Raw genomic sequence first — 13,093 nt, forward strand, 5'->3', positions numbered from 1 at the left:
CGAAGAGAGGGGTGTTGTTTTGTACCCATGAATAAAAATATAAACAATAAAAGAGAAGTAAGAAAAGAGGAACTACTTATAGTAAAAGGAGCTCGTACCCACAATCTCAAAAATATTACAGTAGAAATGCCACGTAATAAGATGGTGGCTTTCACTGGTCTTTCTGGTTCGGGCAAATCTTCTCTCGCGTTTGATACTATATTTGCTGAAGGCCAGCGGCGTTATGTGGAGTCACTTTCTTCTTATGCTCGTCAATTCTTGAGGCAAATGGCTAAGCCTGATGTGGATGAAATATCGGGCCTTTCTCCCGCCATATCGATCGATCAGAAATCGCGTTCCAACAATCCTCGTTCTACCGTAGCTACAATTACGGAAATCTATGACTATTTACGCGTCCTGTATTCACGCATTGGTCGGCCGCACTGCCTGACTTGCGGAGAGGAAATTAAACGCTTATCAAATGATGAGATCAAAAATTTTATTCTTGAAAAGGTTTCAAAAACGGAAAAGAAAGATTTATCTTCTCAGAAAGTCCTCGGATCTCCGAAGAAAACTTCGGCCAGACTTTCTTCTAAGACAAATTTTCCTTTTCCTATTTATTTAGAACTTTTTGCTCCGATAGTAAGAGGTAGGAAGGGAGAGTACTACCAACTTCTTTACGATATGCTTGGTAAAGGTTACACAGAGGCTGTGATAGATGGTAAGCGTCAGAGTTTGCGAGAAAGAATAGAACTTTCAAAAACAAAACGTCACGACATTTCTGTCCTTGTCGATTCGATTAATGTGGCTGATTTTACTACTGATCCAAAAGCGGCAAATGAAAGATTGTCGGAATCACTTGAACACGCTCTCTCTGAAGCTGATGGTTTAGTAGAGATTTCTTTCCGTGATATCGGAAAAGATGGGCATCTTCAAAAAGATTCCCTTGAAGATGCCCATCAAGGAGAGAAAACTATTATGTCCAACAAATTTGCTTGCCCGAATGATGGCTATTCTTATCCAGAAATAGAACCTCGTCTTTTTTCCTTTAACTCTCCTTATGGAGCTTGTCCAGAATGTAATGGGTTAGGAACACGACATTTTTTTGGTGATGAAGTTTGTCCAGTTTGTCATGGTGCCAGACTCCGTCCTGAGGCTCTTCAGGTTTTAATCGGTGGTAAAAATATAGTTCATTTTACCTCGCTCTCCATCAAAGATGCTTTTGAATTTCTTGATTCAGCCACGTTAACTCTCCGAGAGAAAAATATTTCAAAGGTAATAGTAAGAGAAATAGAATCGAGGCTTAGGTTTATGCTAAATGTTGGTATCGAGTACCTTTCACTCGATCGTAGGGCACACACACTTTCTGGCGGTGAGGCCCAGCGTATAAGGCTTGCGAGCCAGCTTGGTTCAGGTCTTGTAGGAGCTCTTTATGTGCTGGATGAACCGACGATCGGTCTTCATTCTCGTGACAACGAAAGATTGATCAAGACTCTTCTGGAGCTAAGAGATTTTGGTAATACCATTCTTGTGGTAGAACATGATGAAGATACTATTTTTGCTTCCGATTACATTATTGATATTGGTCCAGGAGCTGGTGTGCATGGTGGGGAAGTAGTGGCTTCTGGCTGGCTTGATGACTTACTTACCGCTAAAAAAAATGATTCTGGTTCCCGTACACTTGCATATCTTCGTGGGGAGGATCATATACAAATTCCGGACGAGAGGCGTACTCAAGATAAGGGTAAACTGGCAATCAGGAGTGGTAATATTTTTAACATAAAAAATATGGACGTGGATGTGCCCCTAGGCCGCATGGTGGCCATAACCGGTGTATCTGGTTCGGGTAAATCATCATTTGTGTACGAAATTATCCATAAGAATTTGCAAGCACGATTTGAAAGAAAATATCGTAGCAACGAGACTTACAATTGCGCTTCTTTCACTGGTAGTGAATATCTGGGGCGTTCGATACTTATCGACCAGTCACCGATCGGGCGTACTCCACGATCAAATCCAGCCACGTACACTGGAGCTTGGAGTTTTATTCGTGAACTTTTTGCTGAGAGTTCAGAGGCCCGTGTCCGTGGCTGGGGTCCAAGTCGATTTTCTTTCAATGTTAAAGGAGGTCGTTGCGAAACTTGTCAGGGTAATGGGGAAATAGAAGTAGAAATGCATTTCCTGCCTACTGTTTATGTGCCGTGTGATGTCTGTGGGGGAAAGAGGTTTATGAAAGAAACTTTGGAGATCAGGTATAAAAAGAAAAGCATTTACGATGTGCTCAAAATGACGGTGGAGGAAGCCCTCAAATTTTTTGAAGATATTCCTGCAATTTACGATCGGTTGAAAACTATGGATGAGGTGGGCTTAGGTTACTTACAGCTTGGCCAATCAGCCACCACTCTTTCAGGTGGGGAAGCTCAGAGAGTCAAAATTTCATCTGAACTATACAGACCTCATATTCAAAAAACAGTTTATATTTTGGATGAGCCAACCATAGGTTTGCATTACGATGATGTTAAGAAGCTCTTAGCTATCTTGCAAAAACTTATCGACAAAGGCAATACAGTCATAGTCATCGAACACAATCTCGATCTCATAAAAAATGCCGACTATGTGATCGATATCGGTCCTGAAGGCGGGATAGGGGGTGGTAAAGTCGTAGCCAAAGGCACCCCCGAAGAAGTGGCCAACAACAAAAATTCCTACACCGGTGCTTATCTCAAAAAAGCACTCAAGTAGGAATTACCTATCTGAGTATGTCAAACTCGTATGTTTAAAATTCTTGATATAATTAAGCTATGGCAAGTAAACCTATAATAGTACGGTTCCCCCCTAGTCCGACGGGGTTGCTCCATGTGGGAGGAGTAAGGACTGCTCTTTATAATTACCTTTTTGCTAAACAGAACGGGGGTAAATTTTTACTACGTATAGAAGACACAGATAAAGAGAGGAGTAAAAAAGAGTATGAGGAAGATATTATAGATTCTTTAAATTGGCTCGGTTTAGATTGGGATAACAAAGGAAGTGAGTGGAGACAAAGTGACAGAACAGAAATTTACAGAGGGAAAATACAAGAACTTATCCAGAAAGGAGCTGCTTATATTGCAGAATTACAGGAAGGAGAGACGGACGAAGATAAAAGAGTAGTGAGATTCAAAAACCCAGGAGGAAAAATAAAATTTCAAGATTTGATCCGAGGGGAGGTGGAAATGGAAGTAGGTGATCTCAATGATTTTATCATTGCCAAAAATATTGAGGAACCACTCTACCACCTGGTTGTCGTTGTAGACGATATGGAGTCGAGAGTGACTCATGTCATAAGAGGGGAAGATGGTATTTCAAATACTCCTCGTCAGATACTCATTCTCGAAGCTCTAGGTGGCGCTCGGCCTATTTACGCCCATTTACCACTAGTGCTTGCAGAGGATAAATCAAAACTCTCGAAGAGGAAGCATGGAGAGGCTGTTTCGCTCAAGTACTATCGCGATCGTGGTTATAGCCCGGAAGCAATATTAAATTTCGTTGCATTGATTGGCTGGAATCCTGGAACGGATCAGGAGGTATTTACTTTGGATGAGTTGGTCAAGGTATTTGACCTCTCTAAGGTGCAGAAAAAGGGAGGAGTGTTTGATATCAAAAAATTGGATTGGGTAAGTCGAGAGCATTTATTGAAAGAAAGTAAAAATGGAAAGATGGAAAAATTGGGAGAACAAATACAGAAAACAAAATATAAGGATAGTGAAAAATGGGGTGATTATGGATTCCTCGATAAATTTTTAGATATAATCTTAGATAGAATTCATAGGTGGGGCGAAGTGAGCGAGGTGCTTGAGGCAGGGGAGTATGACTACTTATTTATCGATCCTGTCTTGGACAGGGGATTGATCGCTTGGAAAAAAAGTAGTCCAGAAAAAGCGAAAGAAAATTTAGAGAAGATAATTGAAATCATTGATTCAAAAGTAAATGATAAAAGATTAGAGATAGAGACATTAGCAGGGGAGAGAGGGAAGGGAGATGTGCTTTGGCCCCTGCGTTATTCCCTATCCGGTAAAGAAAAATCACCTGACCCGTTTACGCTACTTGATATTTTAGGAGTGGAGGAAAGTAAAAAAAGAATAAAAGCTGTGATTGAGATATTAAATTAAAAAATTGAAAATCATAAATTCATTAAAAATTGAAAATCATAAACCAGCCCGACGAAGTCATTCTGGCGAGTTAAAAATTGCCGTCACCTTATCGGCCTTATTTTTGTTTGGTGCGGTGGGCGTTTTTGCTCAAAATGTAACCGAGCTCGAAAACAAAATAGAAAACCATACAGAAGAAATAAAAAAACTCGATCAGGAAATTAAAAAATGGGAGGGGGAAATAAACAGTAAACAGCGGGAAGCTAAGACTCTACAAAACACGATTCAAATTCTGGACACTAATGCTAAAAAAATAGGTACCGAAATAAAGAAAACAGAAGTAAATATAAGTAAGGTCAATCTTTCCATATCAGAACTATCAAAAGAAATCTCTATTATTGAAGGTAAAATAGAGATAAATTTTAAAGCTACTGCTTTGTCTTTAAGCGATCTCAATAGAGCCGATGACGAGTCGCTTGTAGAGGTATTTTTGGGTAGTGAAAGTATGGCTGAAGTACTTGATCAGTATGAAAGTGCTGGCCAGTTCCAGGATAGTATAAGGAGCAAGAGTGTTGAGCTAAGCCAGTATAAAGATGATTTGCAAGGTAAGAAGGTGGAAGTCGAAGGTGAAAAAAAGGAGTTGGTTAGTTTGAAAACTGAATTGGGCGACCAAAAGATGGTGCTCGATATAAACAAGAAAGAGAAAAATACTGTACTAACTGAAACAAAAAATAAAGAATCGGAGTATAAAAAGATATTGGCTCAGAAGCAGATTGAAAAAGAAAAATTTGAAAAGGAGTTGTTTGATTTTGAATCGCAATTGAAAATTGCTATCGATCCAAATAACTATGCTTCCGCTAAAAAAGGAGTGCTAGAGTGGCCTCTTGATAGTATTTTTATTACTCAGCAGTTCGGCAAGACTGCTGATGCTAAGAGGCTCTACACTTCAGGTACTCACAATGGTGTGGACTTTAGAGCCTCACGAGGCACTAGAGTCTTGGCTTCACTTTCTGGCGTGGTGCAAAGCACGGGTAATACCGATGCTCAAAAGAGTTGTTACTCATACGGTAAATGGGTACTTATAAAACATGGTAACGGCCTGACGACTCTTTATGCTCATCTTGATCTTATAAAGGTTGTTGCCGGTCAAGCCGTAAGCACAAGTGATATAATTGGTTACAGCGGACAAACCGGCTATGCCACTGGGCCTCACCTTCACTTCACGCTCTATGCGAGTGAAGGTGTGAGCGTCCAGAGGTATTCCCAAAGCCGTAATTGTAAGAATGTCGACATTCCTGTTGCTTCAAGCAATGCGTATCTCGATCCGATGAGATATTTTCCATCTTTATAAAATAAAAATAATTTTTAAAAATATGAAAAAAAATCAAGTAAATAATGAAGGCAACTTCCCTCTTGATAAAGCAGGGGAGAGGGGCTTCATAAGAGAGATAGTATTAATAGTAGTGGCACTTATTGTAGTGAAGTATTATTTCGATGTAGATGTGATCGCGTATGGGGAAGAATACTTCGGAAAACTAGTTGGCTGGGTAAAAGGCTGGTTTGACTAAATTCTCAAAGAGACCTTTTGTCTAAAGGCCAATAGTGTCAAAACATATATTGTGCGACGTTAGTACCCTAGAGCATTGTTCTCCCCCGTCGCAAAAGAAAACCACCCCTGACCTATTTGGCTCGGGGTGGTTTTTTTTATTAATTGACTCCTTTGCTGTTACCTATTCAGAGCAAGCTCTGTACGGTATTTGGAGTAAGCTTCGGTTTTCTTCCAACACTTTGAGGATGAGATCCAAGGCTGGAGACCTTCCTTTTCGAAGAGATACCTCGCATAAGCGGTGTTACCTTCTATAGTATGAAGATCTATACCAAGTTTCTCAGCACGATCAAGGTGATAATATTCATTGATCTGCATCACTCCCTTGTCGCTCTTGTTTACGAAACCGACGAGAGTTTTTCCATTTTTATCATGCTGCCTAAACTGTGACTCACAGCGAGCAACCTCGACAAGTACGGGCACATCAGAGAAATACTTGTTAACGTATTCCTCCACAGTCAATTCAGATTGGACATTTTCAGTGATGTCGATATTATCTTGAGAAAGAACGCCGTTAAAGTTTGCTCCGATACCCGATACTGACATAAGAAGACCAATCGCTGTAATCTGGAAAATAAGCCTAAGTTTTAAGTATAATCCGTTTACTCTCCTTTTCTCTTTGATGTTGCTCCAGAGTATTCGGGAGCCTATCTTGGAAAGAATCGAGAACACAACCATTAATTCTGCTCTCGCTTTGACCAGTTAGGCTCTGACTTCCCTTATAAAGGAAAGGTCCGGTAAGAAACCAGACTTGTATACATTATACACCTATTCAACCTTGCTGTCAATAGTAATCTGTGGTCAAATAATTTGACCCGAAAAAGACTCAAGAATAAGCCTAAAATACCAAGGATGACCTTCAGGCTGCTGTACTGAGGGTCATCCTTGGTATTTTTTCTAGAATTCTTGATATGTCGGATCTATAGCAAAATTGGCTGTACAGCTGACGGAGGAACTCACTGTAAAGCTATATGAAGGATTGGTGCCACTGCAATTCCCTGTCCATCGAACGAATATCCTGCCTGTAGCTGGGGTGGCAATGAGAGTAACATTAGAATCTTGGGCGTATGTTTCTGAACAGTCAGCTCCACAGTTGATTCCTCCTGGATTACTTACTACTGTTCCCTGCCCTGTTTTGTTGACACTTACATTTACCGTAGGGTTCTGTACTGTTATGGTTATATTATCAGTACCGTTTCCTGGTTGACAGGTAGCGGTGTAGGTTCTTGATGAAGTGAGGTTACCGGTAGCTTGGTTGCCAGAAGTGCCTGTCCAGCCGGTTGGTGATACTGTACATCCTCCACTAGCCCCATTTGAACTCCAGATTATATTTGTGCCTGTGTTGTAGGGTATGGTAGTTTGCCCGGCATTTATATCTACTGTAGCAGCTGAAGCCTGTTTGGCCCAAGAGAAACTGTATGAAGCCCCTCCTCCATTTTCGTAATATTCCATGACTAAAGTTTTATTTCCTGCTGTAACTGCAACTGGTGTAGATGCTACCGTTCTATAACCATGGTCGCTCCAATCATTTACTAAGTAACCAGAATCGGGGCTGCCGTCAAGATTATTGTCGAAATAAAGCCTTACCCCATCGTCCCCTCCTATAGTAAATATATAATTGCCGGCAGTGAAATTGAACGTGCCTTTTGATCTTATGGAATAGGTATTAGTATTTGAAGAATCAGGGCCGCTATTCCCCCAATCTCTATATGGAATAGGGCTTGCAGTATCAGGGGCTGGACTTGATAAAGCGGATTGATTTACTGCTGTGGTCGTAATCGTGTTGAAAGCCATTCCATCATAGAGACAGCCTTTCATAAAGTTTGATCCTGCTCCCGTATCGCAGGAAGCGAGTGGAGCTACAGTCACCGTTACCGATCCGTTTCCTGTTCCTCCCGGGCCAGTACAACTGAGGGAGTAGGTCGTAGAAGTAGTTATATTTCCAGTCGAGACGCCTGTACTATTAGTAGTTCCGGTAGACCAATTTCCTGCTGGCATATTAGTTCCTGTGCAACTTGTAGCATTAGTTATGGTCCAAGAAATATTAGAGGAAGTATTGTAGGCAATGGAAGTAGGGTTTGCGGTAAGAGTTATCGTCGGTAGTCCTGGCACTGCCGCCCGGCTGGCGGTACATGAAGCAGAGGTACTGCCGCCGTTTTGCCCACTACAAGTCCAATTTACTGAAGTGCCTGCAGCTGGGAACGAAGTGTTCGAAGAGGATCCATTGCCACACTGGGTATCTGGACTGTATTGGGTTATGCTAGAAGCATAGGTTTTTCCATTCGCTGTGCCGCAAGTGCCATTTATTGGAGCAACTGTTGCAGTAAATGTCTGAACAACACAATTATTGGATTCGTTAGATTCAGAAACTGAATTATTTATATCAGCGCAAAATTCAAAACGATGAGTGCCCGCATTAATAGAAGCATTCCAGTTTTCACTTTCTGAGGCTCCGGAAGACAGTGCCCCTGTCGTTGCGTTTCCTGGAGTTAGATCCCACGAGCCATTATTCCCAATATCTATTCTTAATCGAGCCTGACTAGAACCAGCAGAACCTGCTCCGGAATTCCTAATATTTACTCTGAAGTCCATATTACCAGCAGAGACTGAGCCTCCTGGGAGTACGACTTCTGCAATCAAATCAGGCCGAGTAACATTTATTGTAAGAAGCCCGCCCAAATCATATCTATCGTCACTATTCCAGCGTCCTCTTATTCCAATAGAATAAGTTGATAAGGGAGTGTTGGCGGCCGTTACGACTCTGAAGGTAGTACTTGCCATGCCATTATTGGGCACACTTACATTTGTAACCGTAAAATTGCAAGTAGCGTTGTTGGGACAAGCGTAGTATCGACTCATATTGACCGTACCCGACATACCGTCAATTGCTTGTATAGTTATCGGGTAGTATGCAGTCTGTCCCGCGTTTATAGTTTTACTTTTAGGTGAATTCAAAGTGACGGTGAAATCGGGTGGGGGCGCGCTACAATCTCCCCCACTACTTATATTGCAATTACTATAGTTTTCTCCAGCATACTCTTGGCATACTCCGTCTCCGCAAGTAGGTCCGGAAGGTTCATCAGAGGCTGGCACCACTATTTGGTACCCATCGTGATCCGCAGTACCGGCACAAAAAGAATTAGAGATTGAAGGTGGAACTTGTGTACCTCCAGGCTGAAGTCGCCTACCCTGGTATTGCAAACCATTATTACAATCAAAAATTTGAGTCCCAGAAGGATAATCTCCATTCATAAATCCCTGCAGAATTGGAGGAGTAATCCAGACCCAAGGGTCTGACACCAGAGAACCAGGATCACAAGCCAGAACCGTCGGATAACATATGCCAGGACTATAAACATTCATACTAAAAAACCCCAGGTCATTTATACTTTCAATGAAATCATAACTCTCAAGCACAACCTCACGCCAAGAAGAGGTATTCATAAAAGAAATATCCATCCTGTCTGACCAACCAAAATTTTGTTCTTGAAAGAAATAGGTTTTAGCTGGCTCAGCATCTACTATCGTCGGAATACAGAAGAGAAAAAGAGTGTAGACAATTAATAATAACTTTCTGGAAATAGATTTCATATCTTTATTTTATACTAGTTATTGATACAACCGGAGAATTAACCACAACACTCACAACTATACCGTTCTTGGTCATTATTATATTTTTGAAGCTTTTATCGAAAGTGGCCACTTCCCAATTATTATCTAAAAAGTACTTTGCATAAAGATTATTGATAGCCTTTAGAGTTAAATTACTACTATACGAAATGGTGGATTGGGTCTTACCATCCTCTGTTTTGCTGGTATAGCTCGATAGAATGACAGCGTCTTTATCTAATACAATATCCTGGGGTAGATCAGATGGAATTTCCTCATTGGACAGTGGCAAAATACTATTTGTATTTTGATTTTCTTCCTTTGGTAGAACTTTAGTAAGAGATCCATTATTCCAATACAAAAAGGCTGTAAGTAGAATAATCACCACTACAGCCAAAATTGCCTGATACTTCCTCCTACCGTTGGTAGACTGATCCATCCCAAAATTATACAGCAAAAATAAAAAGCGTATCTTATTTTGTGGATAAGGCCTGATCGATAATTTGCTTCAATTCAGTATAAGAAAGCGCGCCGACATGTTTTTGACCGTTGATAATGAAAGAGGGGGTACCAGAAATACCAACCTTTCCCGCCATTTGTATGTCAGCATTTACGACACTGGTCTTCTCTCCCCCATCGAGGCATTTATTAAATTCATTGGTATCTAGACTGAGATCTGATGCATAACGCTTGAGACTAGGAATGTCTAGCCCTGCTCCATTCGACTTACCATTTTCAAAAAGTAAGTCGTGATACTGCCAAAATTTATTTTGATCGTTTGCACATTCACTTGCCTCGGCTGCTTTGTGTGCAGACGGGTGTAAGGAAGCTATGGGAAACTGCCTGTATATAAAAGTTATTTTATTAGTATCGACGTACTCTTCTTTTATCTGTTTGTATGTCGTATTCCAAAACTGCTGACAAAATGGGCATTGAAAGTCAGAGAATTCATATACCACCACTTCCCCGTCCCCCTCTGTCGCTTCATCTGCTCTAGATACAATATCTATTATTTCCGTGTTTTCTTGTTGAACATTTATTTCTTGTTTTTGACTTGCTTCTGATGAAGTATTATTACTACTCCAGAAAATACTTATAGCAATAAGTATGCCACTCAATAAAATGCTATTTGAGACTGATAGTATATCTTTATTCTGATCCATTGATGTGTACTGTATCACTTTCACTCAAACCAGACAATACTTCCACATAGCCATCACTTCCTGTAATACCGGTTGTTATTTCCACCTTTTCTATAATCTTTTTCTCTACAAATTTATTTACGTACATTTTACCATCTTCTCTCATCACCGCGTATGTTGGTATCGAGAGAACATCTTTTTTTTCCGCTGAAGCTATAGTTACCCCTGCAGTAAGGCCACTTCTTATTTTGACATCTGGATTGTTTATTTCTATCCTCAATTTATAATTCACCACTTCGTCTACCACTGTTTCTCCCGGATCTATGAAGGTCACAGTGCCCTGGAACTTTTCTCCCGGATAAGCATCGAATTCGATCTTGACCACATTGCCTGCTGCTACTTTACCGATATTTATTTCAGAAACATTAGCCTCTATATACATGTCGTTTTCCGAGATGACTGAGACAAATATTTCTCCTGCTTGAGCGATTTCTCCCACATCAGCATCTTGCCTACTCACCGTACCACCGAAAGGAGCTGTAATGCGTGATTTACGCAGCTCAGCTTCTAGAGAGGAGATAGATGATTTGATTTGATTAACCCTTTCCTCTCCTGCGCCACTTGCACTAAGTACTCCATCGCGCGCAGTGGCCACTGTGTTTCTGGCGCTGTCTATGGCAGTTTTATAACCAGTGACAGTTGCTTCATAAGCAAAATTAGCGGGGGCAAAAGAGTTGACGGCGTAAGCTACTTTATTTAAGAAATTAGAAACAGTGTTTATTCGCTCCAGAGCGATACTCACAAAATTTTTACTGTCACTAGAATTGAGCTGTAAAAGTTCGGCCTGGAATTTATTGAGAGTTATTTCGATGTCAAAACGATTTGAGTTTAGTTCTATCACGATGTCGGATGGTACAGAGAAATAGTGTACGTAGTTTCCATCACTAAACTTAACTTCGAAATTAGGATTGGTGCGCGGAGTTTTGAAAAATTGATCAGCCTTGTTTCGCACTGCATTGTCGGCCGCACTAAAAGCTTCACGAATGGCCGATTCGATCTTCTTCCCCTCGTCCAAAAGCCCGGATTCCTCTTCAGCTAAAAGCGCTCTTTCCTTGGCCAAATTTGCTAAATCAGCTCCCATATCAAGCTCAGCAATAACTTGTCCTTGCACTACCCTATTACCCACCTCGACATAAGAGCGGGCCACTCTGCCATTTTTATCAAACCCTAGCTCTACCTCATTCCTGGCTTTAGTTTTTCCCGTCACCACCACTTCCTGTACAATATCTCTCCTCTCCACCTTGGCTATTTGTGCTTCCTCTCCTCCACCAGCTATCACAAAACCTATAATTACCACAAGCAATAAAATAGCGGAAATAATGTATTTCTTTTTGAAAAATTTTGCCTTCATAAGATTTCCCATCATACCACATTTATCCCTCTATTATCCCATCGACTAATTTGAAAATTTTGTGGGTGAGGCGGGCGTATTCGGGCTCGTGAGTGACCATGACGATGGTCTGGCCGTGTTCTTTGTTGAGGTTGAGGAATACTTTGAGAACCGTGTCAGCTGTTTCTGAATCGAGGTTCGCAGTCGGCTCATCAGCAAAAATAATTTTGGGTTCATGAGCGATAGCCCGAGCGATAGAGACTCTCTGTTGTTCCCCACCAGAGAGCTGGCTCGGCAAGTTATCCATCCTATGTTCCAAATCCACCTTATCGAGTGCTTTGCGGGCAATTTCATAAGCTTTTTCTTTCTCATGGCCTTGCATAAGAAGCGGTACAGCTACATTTTCTAAAGCTGAGAGCTCTGGTACCAAAGCATAATCTTGGAAAACATAGCCCAGCTCTTTCAGTCGGAAGCCGACCCTTGCTTCTTCATTCAAGCTAGAAACATTTGTGCCATCTATGATAATTTCTCCTGAATTTGGATAATCAAGAAGCCCAAGTTGATACAAAAGGGTCGACTTACCAGAGCCTGACCTACCAGTGATAGCCACAAACTGCCCCTTCTCAATATTGAGCGACAAATCTTTTAGCACATGGAGTTCTTTGTCTCCAGAGCGAAAAGATTTCTTTAAATTTCTTACTTTAATTATTTGCATTTAGTCGTATATTTTATTATATTTCTATCCTATATTATCTTCTATTATTTTCCTAGGAAATGCCTCCATTTAAATTATTTAAAAAAGTAAACCAAGAGATAAAATATAAGACTGAGAATAATGAGGACGGTCTTTATATTTATATACTCTTTCCTATTGCCTTCATCTTCCTGCTTACCTTCATGGGAGCCAGGATAATTAGTCATATAAACCCGGACTTACACATCCCATGGTGGGGGGTGCACGTGCACCATTATGCTTATGGTTTTTTCATTCTTGCGGCAGCTGGATATCTTTCCCTAGTTTTTTCTGGACCTAGGGCAAAATATTGGATAGCCATGCTGCACGGTTTTGGCCTTGGTCTTTCTTTCGATGAGTTTGGTATCTGGCTCCATCTCTCCGATGATGATTTGGCCAGATGGAGTTATGATGGTTTTCTCATCATCATTGGCCTTATCGTACTTATCCTCTCTGCCAAAAGAGGCATCAGATTCATTAAAAATTTTATCCCTTTCACCTAAATTA

At 40.9% G+C, this 13,093-nt stretch carries 11 protein-coding genes; 5 read left to right on the forward strand and 6 right to left on the reverse strand.

Going from position 1 to position 13,093, the window contains the following annotated elements; translation table 11 throughout:
- Positions 1–27: 27 nt before the first annotated feature.
- The 4 genes from uvrA to VJH67_03755 are packed head-to-tail and all read left to right on the forward strand — an operon-like array spanning position 28 to position 5,674.
- On the forward strand, positions 28–2,721 hold the full coding sequence (gene uvrA, locus VJH67_03740) for an excinuclease ABC subunit UvrA (GenBank protein ID HEY4516270.1): 2,694 nt from the start codon (positions 28–30) through the stop codon (positions 2,719–2,721).
- A 59-nt stretch (positions 2,722–2,780) separates the two neighbouring features.
- Positions 2,781–4,127: a glutamate--tRNA ligase family protein gene (locus VJH67_03745; protein HEY4516271.1), complete on the forward strand. Its 1,347-nt coding sequence runs from the start codon at positions 2,781–2,783 to the stop codon at positions 4,125–4,127.
- A gap of 4 nt (positions 4,128–4,131) precedes the next feature.
- A complete protein-coding gene (locus VJH67_03750; GenBank protein HEY4516272.1) occupies positions 4,132–5,457 on the forward strand; it encodes a peptidoglycan DD-metalloendopeptidase family protein in 1,326 nt (441 codons plus the stop codon).
- A 22-nt stretch (positions 5,458–5,479) separates the two neighbouring features.
- Positions 5,480–5,674, forward strand: a complete 195-nt coding sequence (locus tag VJH67_03755; protein HEY4516273.1) for a hypothetical protein — start codon at positions 5,480–5,482, stop codon at positions 5,672–5,674.
- Positions 5,675–5,832: 158 nt separating this feature from the next.
- Here the strand turns inward: VJH67_03755 and VJH67_03760 are convergent, their stop codons facing one another.
- The 6 genes from VJH67_03760 to VJH67_03785 form a co-directional block, all read right to left on the reverse strand.
- Positions 5,833–6,258, reverse strand: coding sequence for a hypothetical protein (locus tag VJH67_03760; GenBank protein ID HEY4516274.1), 426 nt, complete (start codon positions 6,256–6,258; stop codon positions 5,833–5,835).
- Positions 6,259–6,609: 351 nt separating this feature from the next.
- Complete coding sequence (locus VJH67_03765; protein ID HEY4516275.1) at positions 6,610–9,303, reverse strand: CARDB domain-containing protein; 2,694 nt, start codon at positions 9,301–9,303, stop codon at positions 6,610–6,612.
- Between the two features lie 4 nt (positions 9,304–9,307).
- The gene (locus VJH67_03770) at positions 9,308–9,760 is read right to left on the reverse strand and encodes a hypothetical protein (protein HEY4516276.1); all 453 of its coding nucleotides are present in this window, start codon (positions 9,758–9,760) and stop codon (positions 9,308–9,310) included.
- A gap of 34 nt (positions 9,761–9,794) precedes the next feature.
- Positions 9,795–10,484 carry a DsbA family protein gene (locus tag VJH67_03775; protein ID HEY4516277.1) on the reverse strand — a complete coding sequence of 230 codons (690 nt, stop codon included), beginning with the start codon at positions 10,482–10,484 and terminating at the stop codon, positions 9,795–9,797.
- Positions 10,471–11,889, reverse strand: coding sequence for an efflux RND transporter periplasmic adaptor subunit (locus VJH67_03780; GenBank protein HEY4516278.1), 1,419 nt, complete (start codon positions 11,887–11,889; stop codon positions 10,471–10,473). The genes VJH67_03775 and VJH67_03780 overlap by 14 nt, the downstream gene beginning before the upstream one ends.
- 7 nt (positions 11,890–11,896) lie before the next feature.
- Entirely contained in the window at positions 11,897–12,568 is a 672-nt protein-coding gene (locus tag VJH67_03785; protein HEY4516279.1) for an ABC transporter ATP-binding protein, read from the reverse strand.
- 59 nt (positions 12,569–12,627) lie between these two features.
- On the opposite strand from VJH67_03785, the gene VJH67_03790 reads away from it, so the two are divergent.
- A complete protein-coding gene (locus VJH67_03790) occupies positions 12,628–13,089 on the forward strand; it encodes a hypothetical protein (protein ID HEY4516280.1) in 462 nt (153 codons plus the stop codon).
- Positions 13,090–13,093: the final 4 nt, after the last annotated feature.

It is taken from the genome of Candidatus Paceibacterota bacterium, from assembly GCA_036517255.1.
Taxonomy (GTDB): domain Bacteria; phylum Patescibacteriota; class Minisyncoccia; order Phycocordibacterales; family WO2-35-19; genus DATDXE01.

Bases quoted from the DNA above. Each gene is read 5' to 3' on its own strand.
- uvrA (HEY4516270.1), top strand. From the start codon at position 28: ATGAATAAAAATATAAACAATAAAAGAGAAGTAAGAAAAGAGGAACTA.
- VJH67_03745 (HEY4516271.1), top strand. From the start codon at position 2,781: ATGGCAAGTAAACCTATAATAGTACGGTTCCCCCCTAGTCCGACGGGG.
- VJH67_03755 (HEY4516273.1), top strand. From the start codon at position 5,480: ATGAAAAAAAATCAAGTAAATAATGAAGGCAACTTCCCTCTTGATAAA.
- VJH67_03760 (HEY4516274.1), bottom strand. From the start codon at position 6,258: ATGTCAGTATCGGGTATCGGAGCAAACTTTAACGGCGTTCTTTCTCAA.
- VJH67_03765 (HEY4516275.1), bottom strand. From the start codon at position 9,303: ATGAAATCTATTTCCAGAAAGTTATTATTAATTGTCTACACTCTTTTT.
- VJH67_03770 (HEY4516276.1), bottom strand. From the start codon at position 9,760: ATGGATCAGTCTACCAACGGTAGGAGGAAGTATCAGGCAATTTTGGCT.
- VJH67_03775 (HEY4516277.1), bottom strand. From the start codon at position 10,484: ATGGATCAGAATAAAGATATACTATCAGTCTCAAATAGCATTTTATTG.
- VJH67_03780 (HEY4516278.1), bottom strand. From the start codon at position 11,889: ATGATGGGAAATCTTATGAAGGCAAAATTTTTCAAAAAGAAATACATT.
- VJH67_03785 (HEY4516279.1), bottom strand. From the start codon at position 12,568: ATGCAAATAATTAAAGTAAGAAATTTAAAGAAATCTTTTCGCTCTGGA.
- VJH67_03790 (HEY4516280.1), top strand. From the start codon at position 12,628: ATGCCTCCATTTAAATTATTTAAAAAAGTAAACCAAGAGATAAAATAT.